The 16358-nt window shown below is 40.7% G+C and carries 16 protein-coding genes; all 16 read left to right on the top strand.

What is annotated here, in order from left to right; translation table 11 throughout:
* The first annotated feature begins 56 nt into the window (after nt 1-56).
* The 16 genes from B5G52_RS14360 to B5G52_RS14285 are packed head-to-tail and all read left to right on the top strand — an operon-like array spanning nt 57 to nt 16356.
* A complete protein-coding gene (locus tag B5G52_RS14360) occupies nt 57-998 on the top strand; it encodes an MSHA biogenesis protein MshI (protein ID WP_087533330.1) in 942 nt (313 codons plus the stop codon).
* On the top strand, nt 988-1587 hold the full coding sequence (locus B5G52_RS14355) for a PilN domain-containing protein (RefSeq protein WP_087533329.1): 600 nt from the start codon (nt 988-990) through the stop codon (nt 1585-1587). The genes B5G52_RS14360 and B5G52_RS14355 overlap by 11 nt, the downstream gene beginning before the upstream one ends.
* Nucleotides 1584-2267 carry a type II secretion system protein GspM gene (gene gspM, locus B5G52_RS14350; RefSeq protein WP_087533328.1) on the top strand — a complete coding sequence of 228 codons (684 nt, stop codon included), beginning with the start codon at nt 1584-1586 and terminating at the stop codon, nt 2265-2267. The genes B5G52_RS14355 and gspM overlap by 4 nt, the downstream gene beginning before the upstream one ends.
* Entirely contained in the window at nt 2245-2565 is a 321-nt protein-coding gene (locus tag B5G52_RS14345; protein ID WP_087533327.1) for an agglutinin biogenesis protein MshK, read from the top strand. Before gspM ends, B5G52_RS14345 begins: the two co-directional genes overlap by 23 nt.
* Entirely contained in the window at nt 2549-4216 is a 1668-nt protein-coding gene (gene mshL / locus B5G52_RS14340; RefSeq protein ID WP_087533326.1) for a pilus (MSHA type) biogenesis protein MshL, read from the top strand. The genes B5G52_RS14345 and mshL overlap by 17 nt, the downstream gene beginning before the upstream one ends.
* A gap of 2 nt (nt 4217-4218) precedes the next feature.
* On the top strand, nt 4219-5121 hold the full coding sequence (locus B5G52_RS14335; protein ID WP_087533325.1) for an ExeA family protein: 903 nt from the start codon (nt 4219-4221) through the stop codon (nt 5119-5121).
* Nucleotides 5118-6188 (top strand): lipopolysaccharide assembly protein LapB, encoded by a 1071-nt coding sequence (locus B5G52_RS14330; RefSeq protein ID WP_087533324.1) that lies wholly within the window; start codon nt 5118-5120, stop codon nt 6186-6188. The genes B5G52_RS14335 and B5G52_RS14330 overlap by 4 nt, the downstream gene beginning before the upstream one ends.
* Nucleotides 6185-7912, top strand: a complete 1728-nt coding sequence (locus tag B5G52_RS14325) for a GspE/PulE family protein (protein WP_087533323.1) — start codon at nt 6185-6187, stop codon at nt 7910-7912. Before B5G52_RS14330 ends, B5G52_RS14325 begins: the two co-directional genes overlap by 4 nt.
* Nucleotides 7899-9122, top strand: coding sequence for a type II secretion system F family protein (locus B5G52_RS14320; RefSeq protein WP_087533322.1), 1224 nt, complete (start codon nt 7899-7901; stop codon nt 9120-9122). Before B5G52_RS14325 ends, B5G52_RS14320 begins: the two co-directional genes overlap by 14 nt.
* A gap of 2 nt (nt 9123-9124) precedes the next feature.
* Nucleotides 9125-9718: a prepilin-type N-terminal cleavage/methylation domain-containing protein gene (locus B5G52_RS14315; protein WP_087533321.1), complete on the top strand. Its 594-nt coding sequence runs from the start codon at nt 9125-9127 to the stop codon at nt 9716-9718.
* 22 nt (nt 9719-9740) lie between these two features.
* Nucleotides 9741-10274 (top strand): prepilin-type N-terminal cleavage/methylation domain-containing protein, encoded by a 534-nt coding sequence (locus B5G52_RS14310; protein WP_087533320.1) that lies wholly within the window; start codon nt 9741-9743, stop codon nt 10272-10274.
* Nucleotides 10275-10284: 10 nt separating this feature from the next.
* Nucleotides 10285-10776 carry a Tfp pilus assembly protein FimT/FimU gene (locus tag B5G52_RS14305; protein WP_087533379.1) on the top strand — a complete coding sequence of 164 codons (492 nt, stop codon included), beginning with the start codon at nt 10285-10287 and terminating at the stop codon, nt 10774-10776.
* Entirely contained in the window at nt 10763-11299 is a 537-nt protein-coding gene (locus tag B5G52_RS14300; RefSeq protein WP_087533319.1) for a prepilin-type N-terminal cleavage/methylation domain-containing protein, read from the top strand. Before B5G52_RS14305 ends, B5G52_RS14300 begins: the two co-directional genes overlap by 14 nt.
* Nucleotides 11299-12129, top strand: a complete 831-nt coding sequence (locus tag B5G52_RS14295; RefSeq protein WP_087533318.1) for a type II secretion system protein J — start codon at nt 11299-11301, stop codon at nt 12127-12129. Before B5G52_RS14300 ends, B5G52_RS14295 begins: the two co-directional genes overlap by 1 nt.
* On the top strand, nt 12119-12613 hold the full coding sequence (locus B5G52_RS14290) for an agglutinin biogenesis protein MshP (RefSeq protein WP_087533317.1): 495 nt from the start codon (nt 12119-12121) through the stop codon (nt 12611-12613). The genes B5G52_RS14295 and B5G52_RS14290 overlap by 11 nt, the downstream gene beginning before the upstream one ends.
* Nucleotides 12610-16356, top strand: a complete 3747-nt coding sequence (locus B5G52_RS14285) for an H-type lectin domain-containing protein (RefSeq protein ID WP_087533316.1) — start codon at nt 12610-12612, stop codon at nt 16354-16356. The genes B5G52_RS14290 and B5G52_RS14285 overlap by 4 nt, the downstream gene beginning before the upstream one ends.
* The last annotated feature ends 2 nt before the right edge of the window (nt 16357-16358 follow it).

The raw sequence follows: 16358 nt of genomic DNA, 5'->3' as shown, positions 1-16358 counted from the left end.
CAGGCTCGTAAAAATATACGATACTTTAAAAATCGACAATTAATATAAGTAGCTATATGAAAAAGAAGATTTTTTCATTGTTTCCTTGGTTGCAACAAGGGTTAGAGCCTAATTGTGTAATAGGGATAGCTACATATGCAAAAACAGTAAATGCTGTCAGCTTAAAGCGATTGCAGGGGCGTTGGCAAATAGATAAAACCCACAGTGTTACAGTTACAGAGCGAGGGGATTATACAAAAGCAATTACAGATTGTACAAACGAAGTGAGTAAACTTAGTTGCGCCATTAATTTCGTGATACCTCACCACTATTATCAAATTGTACAAATGGAAAAACCGAACCTAACAGATGACGAAATAGTGCAATCCTTACCATGGACAGCTAAAGACGTTGTTAATATTGCGCCCGAGAATATCATCGCTGATTTTATTGATTACCCCATCTCATTACCAATGCAAGTACGTAAGATGAATGTGTTTATTACCGATAAAACACAGATACAGCCGTTTATTAACAGCTTTGCAAATACTAATGCAGTGTTACGCTCAATGACTTCAGAAGAAATGGTACTACTCACTTTATTTGGTAAAGATAAAGATGCGCATATGCTGGTGGTACAGCATATTGAACATGAGCCGAGAATATTAATCATTTGTGACGGTAAGCTTGTATTGGCGAGGCGGCTAAATGGCTTTATAGGCATTACTGAAAAAGATCAAAACACTGCTTTTATAGATGCTTTAGGGTTAGAGATACAGCGTTCGATGGATTTTTTCGAAAGTCAGCTCAAGCAGCCTCCTATTCGCAGTATTCAGCTGCAATGCGACGATTTATCTTCTTTAACACTTAGAGCTGAGCTTGCCGAGCTGTTACAAGTTAAGGTTATTGATTTTAAACCAAACCTTGCCTTATCAGAGGGCTTAGATAGTCAGTTTTTCTATGCCTTAGCTGCAGCTATATCTATGGCTGAAAGTAAAGAGCCGCGCAATGAAGAATAGAATCAATTTCTACCAAAAATCATTGCGCCCTCGTCGTGACTTAATGCCATTACAAAGTGTATTAGCCTTGTGGGGCATCGCATTATTTGTGATAGCCATTAGTTGGGGGGGGTTTGCATTATCAGTTCACTTTAACCAAATAGAGGCTCAGCAAAGTGAATTAACATTAAATGAAATTAGTAACCAGCTACAAGCTGTGAAAGCTAAATTAGATGAAAAACAAAATAAGGATCAGTTTGTTAAGCAGTTAAAAATGATTGAGCAAGAGATTGCTCATAAACAACAAGTATTTGGTTATTTGGAGGCTGCACAAACCTTATCTAGCATGGACTATAGCCAAATAATGCTTGATTTAGCGCGTTATCATGTGGCGGATATTTGGTTAACTCAAGTAACGTTTTCTGAGCAAACAGTGACTTTAAAAGGGCAATCAAGTCAATCGGCTCAGTTACCTGTTTGGCTAAGTAGTTTAAAGCAGTCAAGGTATTTTGCAGGTAAGGAGTTCTCAGTTTTAGAGTTTGAAGATAAAGACGGCTTAAGTGAATTTAATGTGGCCACTGAGGTTGCCGCTAAGGAGGATCAGCCATGAAAACTGAAAACTCCTCTTCTCGCAATTGGCCGTTATGGGTGAAGTATCAAACACGTTTTGCTGTACTGCAAATAAGAGAAAAGCTGGCTATTTTATTTGCAGGGTTATTTATTATTTTATATTTAGGCTATCTTTTTATTGTTGAGCCAATACAAATTCAAACAAATAAACAGCACCAAGCTAACACTCAAGCACAACAAAAAATAACTCAAAATAGAACACAATTAGCGATGTTGGAGCAAGCTCTAAATAATGATTACACAAAAGAATTACGCTCACAAATAGTACAAGCCAAGAGTGAACTTGCACTTACAGATGAAAAGTTGAGCCAATTTAGCAAAGGCTTTGTCAGCGCTGAACGGGTTCCTAATATGTTGCAGCAGCTATTAAAAGAAAGTACCGAGGTTAAGGTTGTTAGTTTTAAAGTGTTAGAGCCTAAAGCTGTCGATGTTACTAAGGTTGGTGCAAACGAAGCTAAAACACTGTTTTTTGAACATCAAATGGTGCTCACATTACAGGGACAGTATTTTAACTTGCAACAATATTTAGCATCGCTAAAACAAAGTAAAGAAAAACTCTTAATCCAGCGCTTTGACTATCAAGTAGAGGATTATCCTCGGGCGCAATTAATCATACATATAGCAACGGTGAGCGCGAATGAAAAATTTATTGCTCTTTAGTGTGCTTGGGTTATTTGTTTGCTCAGCAGACGTGGTTGCGCAGCAGTTGGCCGATCCAACTAGGCCACAAAATTTGCTCGCTACTAGCGTAGTTAAAAATCAGCAAAGTAGTCTCAAGCTGCAATCAATAATTAAAAGGTCAGGCCGCTATAAAGCGATTATTTCAGGACAGATTTATACCGTAGGCGATCAAATAAATGACTATAAAGTGCTAACCATAAGCTCTAAGCAAGTTGTGTTAGCGAATGACAATAAGCAAATAAAATTAGATTTATATGATTATGAAATTAAAAATTAAATTACCTAGTCAGCTGACTATTTTATTGCTGTTACCTATCTACCTTGGTGGTTGCCATAGTTTTGCTCCAGGTAAAGAAATAAAGCCCCATATAGAGCAAGAGCTCACCGCTCAGCCTGAGCAGCAAACTACAGTAGCCCCACTGACAGTGCCAGATGAAGTTACACAAAGCTTATTGTCGTCATTTGATAGCGAACAAAGCCTTAATACAGAGCTGGCAGTTAAGCGTTTTGAAGTGGCTGCAAATGAAGTTGAAGTGCGAGCTTTTTTTACCGGCCTAACAGATGATACGCCCTACAGTGTCGCTATACACCCAGAGGTAGCTGGCAGCATTAGTCTTACATTAAAAAATGTTACCTTTGATGAGGTAATAAATGTAATTAAACGTATGTATCCACTCGATATTGTTCACGAAGGGCGAGTTGTTCAGGTGTTACCTGCAAAAATGCGCACTGAAACAATACCCGTTAACTATTTAATGATGAAGCGCAGTGGTCAGTCTACGGTGAGTGTTGTAGCGGGCGGCGTAAGCCAAATGGCTGATAATAATAGCTCAAGCCAAAGCACTGCTTCAAATAATTACAGTAATAACAATCAGCAAGATGGAGAGTTTGGTAATAATCAAAATATTGAACTTAACGGTTCGCGGATTCAAACCACTAACAGTAATGATTTTTGGAAAGATCTAGAGCTGGCTTTAAAATCTCTTATTGGCAGCGGTGATGGGCGTTATGTTATTGCCAGCCCACAAGCAAGCTTAGTAACGGTTAATGCATTACCAAGTGAAATAATGCAGCTAAAGGACTTTTTAAGGCAAACCCAAGAAAACTTACAACGGCAAGTAATTTTAGAAGCCAAAATAGTCGAAGTCACGCTTAAAGATGAATATCAGCAAGGTGTTAATTGGAACGAAATAGCGGGTTCAATTGGCAGTACAAGCCTGTCGTTTGCGACCACAGCAGCTGGGCAAATTAGTAATAGTATCACTGCCGCTTTAGGTGGTGTATCAAACTTAGTCATTAATAACGCAGACTTTACTGGAGTGATTAGCTTATTAGAAACTCAGGGCGATGTGCAGATGCTCTCAAACCCTCGAGTGACTGCAACTAACAACCAAAAAGCGGTCATTAAAGTAGGTCAAGATGAGTACTTTGTTACCAATGTTTCAAGTACCACAGTGACAGGGAATGCAACCACAACAACCCCTGAAATTGACCTAACCCCTTTCTTTTCAGGGATTGCGCTTGATGTAACCCCACAAATAGATAAATACGGTTCGGTGATCTTACATGTTCACCCCTCAGTCACTCAAACTGAAGAGCAACAAAAGGTTATTACTCTTAATAATGATGAGTTTATTTTACCGTTAGCACAAAGCAACATTAGGGAATCAGACACGGTAATTCGTGCTCAAAGCGGTGAAATAGTTGTGATTGGTGGCTTGATGCAGACGATAACCACCGATGAAGAGTCTAAAACGCCAGTATTAGGTGATATTCCCTTATTTGGTAATTTATTTAAAAGTATTAGTAAACGCCAAGAAAAGAAAGAGCTCGTTATATTGCTAAAGCCAACGGTTGTAATGCCAGATACTTGGAAAAAACAACAAACACGCAGCCGCCAATTACTTAATACTTGGTATGAGAACTAGCTATGTATTTGAGCTTCTTTAATTTAAGTGAAATGCCTTTCACCTTAACCCCTAACACCGAGTTTTTTTGTGCGCTTGCGCCACATAATGAAGCCATGCAGGTGCTTATTACTGCACTTGAAATGGGAGAGGGGTTTATTAAGGTAACTGGAGAGGTTGGCACAGGTAAAACTTTATTGTGCCGTAAATTACTTAATCAAATAGAGCACGATTACACAGTTGCCTATTTACCCAACTCATATTTAAGCCCCGATGAGCTACGCTGGGCGCTTGCTGTAGAGCTTGGTATGGACGTTGATAAACAGTTAGATCAGCAGGCGCTTAGCCAGCTGATAAATCATCATTTATTAGCACTACAAAAAGAAGGCAAAAAAGTTGTTTTACTGATAGATGAAGCGCAAAGCCTAAGTTGGGATGCTCTTGAAGCGCTTCGTCTATTTACCAATATTGAAACTGAAAGCGAAAAGCTGATTCAAGTGGTGCTATTTGGTCAGCCTGAATTAGACGAAAAACTAGCGCATACAAGGGTTCGCCAATTACGTCAGCGTATTAGCTTCTCTTACCAGTTAAGGCCAATGACCACTGGCGAAGTTATTTATTATATTAATCATCGGTTACAAATTGCGGGCTTTAAAGGTGCACCGCTATTTACCAAGCAACTAGGCTTAAAAATAGCACAAGCAAGTCGTGGTATTCCTCGGTTAGTGAATATCCTATGCCATAAAACTTTGCTACAAGCTTACGGTGAAGGGCTCACTGAAGTAAGTAGCCGACACATAAAGCTTGCGGTAAAAGACACCGAAGATTGCACGGTGAATAATTATATCAATGGTTGGAATGTTGCAGTGGTGAGTGTTTCGGCGCTTGCCATAATGATGATTTGGGCTTGGAGGCAATGGCTATGAGCGTCATTAATTCTATGCTTAAAAATATTGAGCAGCGACAGCCAACAACTTCGTTAAATGGGCAAGATACTGTTGTAGTTGAACCTGTGTATGACTCACATGGCTTTATTAAAAAGCTACTAATAATCACCATCGCCTTGTTAGTGGTTGTATTGAGCTATATTTATTTACCTACAGCAAGTGATGATGCTGCCGCTCAATTACCAGAACGAATAGATGTAGTTACTAAAGCTCAAAGCTCAAAAGAGACTGAGCAAAATAACACGCCTGTGTTAATCAATGCTCCTGTGGTGAGTAACTCTGATGTAATTAAACCAGTTGCTAAAGTAGAGCCCATTATTGAAGAAGTAGTGACGGTAAAAACGGACACTAAAGAGCCGGTTGTAGCTGAAAAACCTATGGTTGCAGCTGTCGCTATCGAGCCAAGTAAAGTACCTACCGCCAATAAAGAAAGTAGTTTTCAGGTTAAAAAGGTGACTCAGCAACGTACCGAGCAACAGCAAATTGCTGAGTTACTGCGTCAAGCTAAGCAAGCCCTTGAATTTGGTTTATATCAGGAAGGCATAGATGATTTAAGCCAAATTCTTAATCGAGATAAAGGGAATATAGCAGCAAGAAGTCTACTGGCAGCGACTTATTTTCAGCAGCAAGATATTTTATCCGCGCAAAGTATTTTAGAGCATGGCATTGCGTTTGACTCGCAGGTACTCGAGTGGCGTGTACTGCTTAGTAAAATTTATATTACTCGTAAGCAATATTCAGTTGTACAACAATTATTAAGCGATGACTTCGATAGCCAAGGAGATTCGCAATATTGGGCGCTTAAAGGCACTGCTGCGCAGCAATTGGGGGATCATACACGTGCATTAGTTTGCTTTGAGCAACTCACACAACTACAACCTCAGCAAGGCAAATGGTGGTTAGCCATGGCAACCTCTAAAGATGCACAAGGAGATTACCTCTCGGCGAAACGCTATTACTTAGCTGCTATCGAAGTGGGTAACTTAAACCCCGCTGTGCTTAAGCATGCAGAGCAGCGATTACAGGCCTTAGGAGGTGTGTCATGAGACCCAGTCTACGTCTAAGGTTAGGTGATTTGTTAGTTGAAGAGCATATGATCACTGAAGCGCAATTAAGTGAAGCGCTAAACGTTCAAGCTGCAACTGGCCGTAAGCTCGGTGCGACGCTAATTGCCCTGGAGTTTATTAGTGAGCCACAATTGCTAAGGTTTTTAGCTCAGCAGTTAAAAGTTCCCTTTTTAGATATTTCGCAACGTAAAATCTCGCCAGAAGTATCTAAGTTGCTTTCTGAGGTAATGGCACGCCGTTATAGAGCGTTGGTTATAGAAGACAATGGTGACTCAGTCCTTGTGGGCATGAGTGATCCAGCCGACTTAAGAGGACTTGATCAACTCGCGCCAATTTTAGCGCCTAAGCGAATTGATTTAGCCGTGGTGCAAGAAAGCCAGATCATGGCGGCTTTCGATAATGTGTATAGAAGAACTGAAGAAATAACCAGCTTTGCCGAGCAGCTACATGAAGAGTATGAAGATGTAGAAGAATTTGACTTAAATTCGTTAGGTGATGAATCCTCTGATGCTACTGTAGTGAAGCTATTACAATCGATTTTTGAAGATGCGGTTCAGGTCAGGGCGTCAGATATACATATTGAACCAGATGAAGGGTTGTTACGAATTCGTCAGCGTGTTGATGGGGTATTACAAGAGCATGTTCTCAATCAAGTTAAAATAGCATCAGCATTAGTTTTACGACTTAAATTGATGTCTGGCTTAGATATTTCAGAAAAGCGCTTACCGCAAGATGGCCGTTTTAACATTAAAGTGCACACTCATAGCATTGATGTTCGTTTGTCTACTATGCCGGTTCAATATGGTGAATCGGTTGTTATGCGGCTATTAGATCAATCTGCTGGGTTGTTATCATTAGATGAAACCGGTATGCCAGCGGCGCTGCTAAAACGGTTTCGCTCAATATTAAAACGCCCTCATGGCATGATTTTAGTTACTGGGCCAACAGGGTCCGGTAAAACAACTACTTTATATGGTGCATTGAGTGAGCTAAACCAGCCAGAAAATAAAATTATTACAGTAGAAGATCCGGTGGAGTATCGCATTGGCCGGATAAACCAAGTTCAAATCAAAAATAAAATAGGGCTTAGTTTTGCCAGTATTTTAAGAACCGCACTACGCCAAGATCCTGACATTCTAATGGTGGGGGAAATGCGTGATAAAGAGACGGTTGATATAGGTTTACGAGGCGCGTTAACAGGGCATTTAGTTCTTTCAACTCTGCATACTAATGACGCAATAACCAGTGCTATGCGGTTAATTGATATGGGAGCACCTGCATATTTAGTTGCCAGCTCACTAAGAGCCATTATTGCTCAGCGTTTAGTTAGGCGGGTATGTCAAAACTGCAAGCATACATATACACCCGATGCTCAAGAGGCTAGTTGGTTAAAGTATTTAAATGTTGATGTAGACAATACTGAGTTTTTTTATGGCAAGGGGTGTACCGCGTGTAATCACTCTGGTTACAAGGGTCGGGTGGGTGTTTTTGAGTTACTCGAGATGGATGAGGCTATGATGGAATGTCTTCGTCAAAATGATACTCAAGGTTTTGCTAGGGCGGCTAAAGATAACCCTTACTTTGCACCGTTATCCACAATGGCTTTAGAGTATGCCAAGCAAGGGCTCACTACTTTAGATGAAGTATTTAAAGTGGCTGAATATATTCCTGAAATGGTTGGAGGTGATGATGCACCTTTATAACTATCAAGCTAAAGACCAAAAAGGGGTCTTGATTAAGGGGCAACTAGAAGCCGCCAGCCAAGCTGGAGTCGCTGATAGTTTATTGAGACGCCAGTTTATCCCTATATCTATTACCCAGATAGACCGTGAAGGTGACATCAGCTTACCGCTAGGCCAGCTATTTAAAGAGAAGATCGACCTTGACGATATGATTATGTTTTCACGGCAAATGTATTCGTTGCTCAAAGCGGGTATACCGATAATTCGTGCCATGGTGGGATTAGCTGATACCACACAAAATAAAGAGTTTAAGTTGGTTTTAACAGACATAATCAAACAACTAGAGCAAGGACGAGATCTTTCTAGTGCCATGACTATGCACAACAAAGTATTTAGCAGATTAACTATCGCAATGGTATTGGTCGGTGAAGGCTCTGGGCGCTTAGAAGATGCTTTTCATCAACTTGCTAGTTATTTTGAGAAAGAGCAAGAAACCCGCAAACGTATAAAAGCGGCAATGCGTTATCCAACTTTTGTTATTGCTGCATTATTAGTTGCTATGGTGATTTTAAATATATTTGTGATCCCGGTGTTTGCCACCATGTTTGCAAAATTTGATGCTGAGTTACCCTTAATGACCCAGATTTTGGTGGCAACAAGCTACTTCTTCGTTAATTACTGGTGGCTTTTATTACTAATATTGGTTGGCAGTGTGATCGCTTGGCGCCGATACCTAGCAACAGAAGTTGGTTTATATAATTGGGACCACTACAAATTAAAAATACCTATAGTGGGAAACATTATTCATCGCTCATTACTTGCAAGGTACAGCCAAAGTTTAGCTATGGTATTGCGCTCAGGGGTGCCGATGACAACGGGGTTATCTTTAACCGCAAAAGCCGTTGATAACACCTATATGGAACGTGCAATTTTAAATATTCGTCAAGATATTGAAAAAGGCGACAGCTTACTCAGAGCTTCTAAAAGCAGCGATTTATTCTCCCAGTTAGTGCTGCAAATGGTCGCTGTAGGTGAAGAAACAGGGCGAGTTGATGAGCTTTTACAAGAAGCCGCAGATTATTATGAGCGAGAAGTTGATTACGATTTACGCAGTTTAACCGCCAAAATAGAGCCTATTTTAACGGTGATAGTTGCAGTTATGGTGCTAATTCTCGCGCTCGGTATTTTTATGCCGATGTGGAACATGATGTCAGCGATCAAAGGTGGTTAACAATGCTTGGTAAAACACACCATCAGGCAGGCTTTTCTCTTTTGGAACTTGTACTTGTGGTTATTTTACTGGCTATCGTAATGAGTATTGCTGTACCGCAGTTTTTAGATATTAAGGAGCGAGCTCACCGTTCAAATATTGATACCGTTGCTGGTGGTTTTGCCAGTGCTGTAGGTTTAATTCGAGGACAGTGGGAACTGGACGCGAGGCCATCTGGAAGTGATGTTTCGCAGTTTGTAACGCATATAAATTATGGAGGTGTGGTAGTTGGTGTTGATGGTCGTTTTGGTACGCCAACGAGTGATGAAACAGAGCAAGAGAACACGCAGGCATTAGCGATGAGTAGTACCAAATGCCAACAGGTGTTGAATGTAATTTTACAAGATGCACCAAGAAGTACCCTAAGTAGTGACGCGTCAGTAGTTGAAGATACAATGTTTTTAGTGAGGTATAACGCAGATAAGCTGCAATGTATTTACTATTTAACTCATTCTTTAGATGCGAAAAATATTCCAACTGATGGTGAACCACATGTTGGCACCAGTGGATTTTCGTATTTTCCTGTAACAGGCAAAGTACAGATTTTTAAATCTTAAGTAATAACAAAGAGGCTTACTTATGAAAACGCAATCAATGAACAGTAACGTAGTGAATAAACAAGCAGGTTTTACTTTAGTAGAACTGATAATCGTAATCGTCATTTTAGGTATTTTGGCTGTTGTAGCCGCCCCTCGCTTTTTGAATCTGCAGGGAGATGCTAATGCATCAACACTTGAGGGCGTTCAAGGCTCTATTCGCAGTGGGATGAATATAGTCAATGGTAAAGCGATAATCGCAAGCGTGCAAAACTACGCATATGACGACGCAAATGTAACCCCAGAAGTGGAAGGTGTTGCACTTCATTATGGTTACCCTGTTGGTACCATTGAAGCATTTGAGAAATTCTTAGATATTGATTTTGCAGATGTAACTGATGTTGCTTCAAATGTAAATGGCGCTGATTTTAATCTGGTCGATGGTGATAGTGAAACCACAATAGTTACTATCTTTCCTAATAGTTATGTTGTGACCGACAATTGCCGTGTTGAATACACACCAGCAACGGATAAAGACACTCCACCAGTAGTAAATATCTTATTGGATGGTTGTTAATTCATTAACAATGAAATATACGTGTAAGCAACGATTGCGTGGCTTTACTTTGGTTGAATTGATTATCACCTTAGTTATTTTGGGTATCCTGTCGGTAACGGCAGGGCCCAAGTTTCTAGGGAGTTCAACGGAAGATTCTTATGCATATCGCGACCGGGTATTAGCAGTGCTAAGAACAGCGCAGTTACAAGCAATGCAAGATACTGGGCTTACGAGTTGTCATAAATTGTACATAACAGCGACCTTAATTGCAGGGCCGTCACCGGATACCTGCACAGGTGGTGCTGATGGAAATAATCCAGAAGATTCAGTAGTAGCGATTAAAACAAAGCGCAGTGACTTTGTTTTTACTGCATTGGACGATCAAGGTGGGCAATTTACGCAGATCAATTTTGATCCTTTAGGGCGAAGTGATCAAAGCTGCAATGGCACTTGTCGCATTGATATATCCCTTGCCGGAGTGTGTATCAGTGGTGAAGGACTTATATATGCGTGCCCATAATAATGGGTTTACCTTAATTGAATTGATTATCAGTATTGTCATTTTTGCCATTGCACTGACGATAATTACGGGCTTAATTGCACCTCAAGCGAGACAAAGCGCAGATCCTATCATACAGCTGCGGGCAAATGAGTTAGGGCAATCATTAATGAATGAAATTTTGGCCAAATCGTTTGATGAGCACAGCGAGCGTGCTCCGCCATTTAGGCGTTGCTCTGAAAGTTCATTAGGTGCCAAAGACTGCACAAAATCAGCGAAGTTAGGCTCAGACAAAGATGAAACACGCACCACTTATGATGATGTTGACGATTATATTGCACTGAGTAATCTGCCTATAACAAATAGTTTGGGTGAAGTACTTAACCAATATCAAGGTTTTAATGTGGTCGTTACAGTTACGTATGACAGTGACTTTAATAGTGTAACGGTAAACGATGGTGTACTTGCAAAGCGTGTCACGGTAATTGTAAGTAGCCCTAATGGTGAAGAGTACGGATTTAGCGCATATAAGGGTAATTATTGATGAGTAAATACCTAAAGCAGTCGGCATTTACGTTAATAGAACTCCTACTTGTAATGGTTATTTTGGGCATTCTTGCTGTTACTTCTTTTGCTTTTATTAACTCAGGGTTTAATATTTACAGTCAGGGGGTGGAGCGCCAAGAAGCCGTTGCACAAGCACGTTTTATGTTAACTCGTTTAGCAAAAGAGCTGCGCCATGCGATGCCTAACTCTTTACGTTTAAGCTGTGAAAATAATTGTGGTTTGAGCCAATGCCTTGAGTTTACGCCCTTTCAATCGGCTACCCATTACACTGGTTACTTACCTAACACTGCTCCCTTTATTGTTACGGCAGTCGATTTTGAATTAAATGATTCAGCTCAACCAAGTATTGGCGATTGGGCCAGTATTTATCCATTAGATCCGACAGAAGTCTACGACGTAAGTAATAATAAACGTCTGCAATTAACTAATTTCGTATCATCAGCAAGCAGCGAGTTAGATCAATGGCAATTTGCTCAAGCATTTGCACAAGAGTCACCAGCAAAACGAATTTATTTACTGGCGACGCCAGTTAGCTTTTGTGTAGAAGGCACACAGTTATACCGTTATCAAGATTATGGCTTTCGCAACGCCCAACTAGATGCCGTTGAGTTGCAAAGCACCAGCGCAGTAAAACGAGATCTTTTAGCGCTCCATATAGGTAATAACCTAGCAAGTAATGCTTTTTTTAGATTAAGTGACACAGCATTAACTCGTAATGCAGTACTGAATATTCACGCGTTCATGGCGTTTAATGATAACGAAGCCATGATGTTTAATCATGAGGTGCATATTCCTAATGTACCTTAGTTCACGAGTTAAAAAAGCAGTAATTAATAAAGCATATCAAGGTGGGAACCTACTGATTGTCACTTTGGTGATCATCGTTGTACTGCTAGTACTTGGCTTAGCATTGGTTAGAATTTTATCGGCATCTTCGCAGCAAAATGTGATCGAGTATTTTGGTTCTCGCGCCTATTTAGCAGCGCAAAGTGGTTTAGAAAGCGGGCTAACTGAAATATTTCCACTTAATAGTCCAGCGTTAAACTGCGCAGCAGTAACTACATCCCCTGTTTTTCAAACTCAGTATTTAGAAAACTGCACAGTAACAATAGCATGTCAGCAATACTTAAATGTACCCGATATCAGCAATAGTACGGGGGCGGTGAATATTTTTTATTTAAAAAGCAGTGCCACATGTTCACCAAGCAGTTGTGCTATCGGCGAGTCATGCCGTAAAGACTATTGGCAAACACAACGGACAGTGAGTGTGGGAGCGAAGACGCTACCATGAGGTATACATTACTAATTTTCATCTCTATATTGCTTTTTAGTGCTTCTAGCATTGCTGTAGTGCCTAAAATTGAAGGCCGTTTTATTGAGTTGCAAGATACCTATGTTTCGCCGATTTGGACCAAGATCAATTTTCAGCAACAATACGATACACCACCTGCAGTATTTATGTTGTCGACCAATCAAGGAGGAAACCCTGCGATTGTGCGCATTCGTAATGTAACGACAACAGGGTTCGAAGCGCTCCCTCTAGAGCCTACAGGGGAAGATGGTGAGCATATTACTATGGGAGCACATTATTTAGCGGTCGAATACGGTGTTCATGAGTTTCCTGATGGCACAATAATGGAGGTCGGCAGTACAGATATCCAATTAGAGATTCAATATGGTCCTAAATCTAACTACGTTTTGCCTAAAAGTTATCAGGCAATAAATTTTGCTCAACCCTTTGCCGTTAGGCCAAACTTTTTTCACTCTCTACAAACCATTAATAGCTTGGACAGCAATCCACCTACAGATGCATTACGGCCATTTTTAACGATTGCAGTCGAAACTAACTCGTTAACAACTTCGGGGGTTAATATTGCCCTAGAAGCCTCAGAAACAAGAAGTGGCTTAATAAATAGTGAAAAAGTGGCTTATTTAGTTGTTGAGCCTGGCAACAATCGTACATTTGTTGATGATAATCAGGTCGAAGTTTTATGGGAGAGCTTTTTTACTGGTTACAATGTTGATGGTTGGAGTGACGGTTGTAACTATTTTAATTTCTCAAATAATTTTGCTACTGCTCCATTGGTTGTCGCAAGTAAAAATAGCCGAGTGGGTGAAGATGGTGGTTGGCTACGGAGCTGCAATTTGACTCGCAAAAGATTAGGTATTGTGGTCGATGAAGACCGTGATGGAGATAATGAGCGTAGGCACCCAGACGAAGAAGCCTCTATCTTAGCTATGACCAGTACGTTTGTATCAAATGGTGATATTCTAAGTTGTGACACATTATTTCCAGGCGCGATTGCAACATATAACAATGGCCAGATTCAGTTAGTCCAAGGAGTGACTGTCACCGATAACAACGCGAATGTGCTTACGACCACAAACTATATTTCAACGGCATTAACTAATATCCCTCTTTGTAATGGTCAGCCTTGTGCTGCAAAAGGTGACAATGCGTTAACTGCAGGGCAAGCTTCGCAAGTACCAACAGTGGCCAATGATGGCTCATCGGGTAGTGCAATACCTACAACACTCGGTGGTGACTACTTTTTTGATGAGTTACAAATGACCATGATTGCGCCTGAGTATAGAGTAACTGCACCCACACGTATTTTTTTACAAAATTCTACTACGTTACTGTCGACGTCATTTTTAACAGTGGCGAATACTAAAATTACAATAGAAAATGGGGCGTATTTAGCGATTTATGTAGATGGTGCGGTGTCGATTGGTGCCGCAGTCGATTTTTCAGCTTTTTTAGTCGCCACGGGAGAAGTTCGCATAGCGCAAGAGGTAAACTATACTGGCATGATCACTTCAGGTACTGAAATTATTGCAGAAGAAAGCTCATCATTTACTGGTACTGCAGTGCCAAATAACATTCCAGGTTTTTGTGGTATTAATACGCCAGTTTTATTGGATCATTACCGATTATCAATGAGTGATAATAAAGGCCTTACCTGCGAAGCTAAAGAACTTACGCTGACTGCTTGTGCTAATGATGCATGCGATATAATTTATGATGAAGTATCCACTTTAGATTTATCACCAGATAATAATACTCAACAAAGCTGGGTGACGGGGGAGGTGATAACTTTTACTGGCATTACAGATTTACAGTTTGCTAAGCGTACTACAGGGCAAGTGCAGTTTGGCTATAACGTGGCAGACCCATCAGCGCCGCTACGTTGTTATATTGGTGGTACAAATGTGGGCTTAGGTGGTTGTAAGGTTACTTTTTCAGACGCTGGGTTTATTTTTAGTAATGAGACGAATAACAACACATCAATTTTGAATCAAATATCGGGTAAACCGTCAAATACCGGGTTCAATGCATCGCAACTAGCAATCCAAGCCGTGAAAACCAATACCACAACGGGCGTATGTGAAGCAGCTTTCCCTGCTGGTGGAGAAGTTGCTATAGATTTAGCCTATAGCTGCAGTGCAGGCTCTACGTGTAGCGATAATCTTGCTTTAACAAATAACAGCACGGCTCATAGCATAGGCCAAAGTTATCAAACAGTGCCTTTAAAGTTTGATAGTGACTCAAAAGCACCTATTGTTATTAACTATCCGGATGCTGGTAAACTAAGTTTAAATGCAAAATTAAATTTAGTGCTAGACCCAGTAACTAACTTATCGGTAAATCTAACGGGTAGCTCAAATGAGTTTGTGGTTAAGCCATTTGGTTTAGCTATGAGCTTTCCTGATGCTGGAGCAAATGCTTACGCTGATGATGCTAGTGGCAGTTTATTTAAACTCACAGGGGAGTCATTTTCCTTAAAAATGAACGCCGTGCAGTGGCTTGATAACCAAGACACCAATAATGATGGCCACCCAGACGATTACAGTGCAATTTCAAGTAATCCAATCGCTAAGCACTTTATAGGTGAGCAACCTGATGTACAACCGAGCATTTACTTGCCAACGGCAGGAGTGCTGGGAACATTACAAGAAGAGAACTTAGTTGCGTTTGCAGATACTGGTAGCTTCAGTGAATCGGTATCGAGTTATAGCTACGACCAAGTCGGTATTATTGATTTAACTGCAGGGCTCAAAGGTGGCGATTATTTTGGTGCTGGCGATGTGCGAGGTGCGATTACTCGTGTTGGCCGCTTTGCGCCCTCGCAATATGCAGTACAAAATATTCAAGCCAGTGCACAGTGCACCCGCTATGGCAGTAATGGCACTTATATGAATGAGCCATTTACTTTAGGGTTTACTGTTCAGGCGCTTAATCAAAATAATCAAGTGATGAAAAACTATATCGGCGGATTTGTTAATTCAGCGGTAAGCATCAATGCAGAAAACAGTGAAGTAGGTAATTATATATCGGGTAATAGTTTAACCCCTAGACTACAAAATTTAGAGACTAGTCTATGGGGGAGTACGTCAGCCTTAGCAGGACTTTTCACTATAAGTGATAACGATACTGTATTAGCGCGGCGCGGCTTTAATGATCCAGATGGCCCATTTGAAAGTGTAAATTTGATGACAACAGTGACTGGAATTGAAGGAGCTGTATTACTCGGCGCTGATGATAACCCCACTTTAGCAACCGACTGCACAGCAAGCAGCAGCTGTAATAGTGTAGTGCTTAATGATATGCCTATTAGTTTTCGCTTTGGCCGTTTAGTGCTGGGTGATAATGCAGGCTCTGATTTAGACAATTTACTGGTGCCTATGCAAGCGCAGTATTTTAATGGCAGTGAGTTTGTACTTGATACTAATAATAATTGCACTGTGTTTGAGCACCCACAAATAACACAAGTATCTCCTGCCACGCCTGAGCTCAGTTACATATATGGTAATGACATAAGTGGTCAGCTTGAACAAGGTGTTTACCCAGCGAGTAATGGTGTTTATGCAGAGCCTAAAGGTCCGGGTATTTTTACCCTTGAGTACGATACAGAAAATTGGCTTGAGTGGGATTGGCAAGGTGATGGCAGCCAACTAAATCCACAAGGAATTTTACAATTTGGCCGTTTTAGAGGAAATGATCGTGTTATTTACTGGCGTGAGGTACGGTAATA

Origin of the sequence: Pseudoalteromonas sp. A601, from assembly GCF_002165575.1 — a bacterium.
In the GTDB taxonomy this organism is placed as follows: Bacteria; Pseudomonadota; Gammaproteobacteria; order Enterobacterales; family Alteromonadaceae; genus Pseudoalteromonas.
Note: the sequence above shows the minus strand (reverse complement) of the source record. Positions and strands in the feature narration are given on the sequence as shown.

Bases quoted from the DNA above. Each gene is read 5' to 3' on its own strand.
- B5G52_RS14360 (WP_087533330.1), top strand. From the start codon at position 57: ATGAAAAAGAAGATTTTTTCATTGTTTCCTTGGTTGCAACAAGGGTTA.
- B5G52_RS14305 (WP_087533379.1), top strand. From the start codon at position 10,285: ATGAAATATACGTGTAAGCAACGATTGCGTGGCTTTACTTTGGTTGAA.
- B5G52_RS14310 (WP_087533320.1), top strand. From the start codon at position 9,741: ATGAAAACGCAATCAATGAACAGTAACGTAGTGAATAAACAAGCAGGT.
- B5G52_RS14345 (WP_087533327.1), top strand. From the start codon at position 2,245: ATGAAAAATTTATTGCTCTTTAGTGTGCTTGGGTTATTTGTTTGCTCA.
- B5G52_RS14325 (WP_087533323.1), top strand. From the start codon at position 6,185: ATGAGACCCAGTCTACGTCTAAGGTTAGGTGATTTGTTAGTTGAAGAG.
- B5G52_RS14355 (WP_087533329.1), top strand. From the start codon at position 988: ATGAAGAATAGAATCAATTTCTACCAAAAATCATTGCGCCCTCGTCGT.
- B5G52_RS14320 (WP_087533322.1), top strand. From the start codon at position 7,899: ATGCACCTTTATAACTATCAAGCTAAAGACCAAAAAGGGGTCTTGATT.
- B5G52_RS14335 (WP_087533325.1), top strand. From the start codon at position 4,219: ATGTATTTGAGCTTCTTTAATTTAAGTGAAATGCCTTTCACCTTAACC.
- B5G52_RS14295 (WP_087533318.1), top strand. From the start codon at position 11,299: ATGAGTAAATACCTAAAGCAGTCGGCATTTACGTTAATAGAACTCCTA.
- B5G52_RS14290 (WP_087533317.1), top strand. From the start codon at position 12,119: ATGTACCTTAGTTCACGAGTTAAAAAAGCAGTAATTAATAAAGCATAT.
- B5G52_RS14285 (WP_087533316.1), top strand. From the start codon at position 12,610: ATGAGGTATACATTACTAATTTTCATCTCTATATTGCTTTTTAGTGCT.
- B5G52_RS14330 (WP_087533324.1), top strand. From the start codon at position 5,118: ATGAGCGTCATTAATTCTATGCTTAAAAATATTGAGCAGCGACAGCCA.
- B5G52_RS14315 (WP_087533321.1), top strand. From the start codon at position 9,125: ATGCTTGGTAAAACACACCATCAGGCAGGCTTTTCTCTTTTGGAACTT.
- B5G52_RS14300 (WP_087533319.1), top strand. From the start codon at position 10,763: ATGCGTGCCCATAATAATGGGTTTACCTTAATTGAATTGATTATCAGT.
- mshL (WP_087533326.1), top strand. From the start codon at position 2,549: ATGAAATTAAAAATTAAATTACCTAGTCAGCTGACTATTTTATTGCTG.
- gspM (WP_087533328.1), top strand. From the start codon at position 1,584: ATGAAAACTGAAAACTCCTCTTCTCGCAATTGGCCGTTATGGGTGAAG.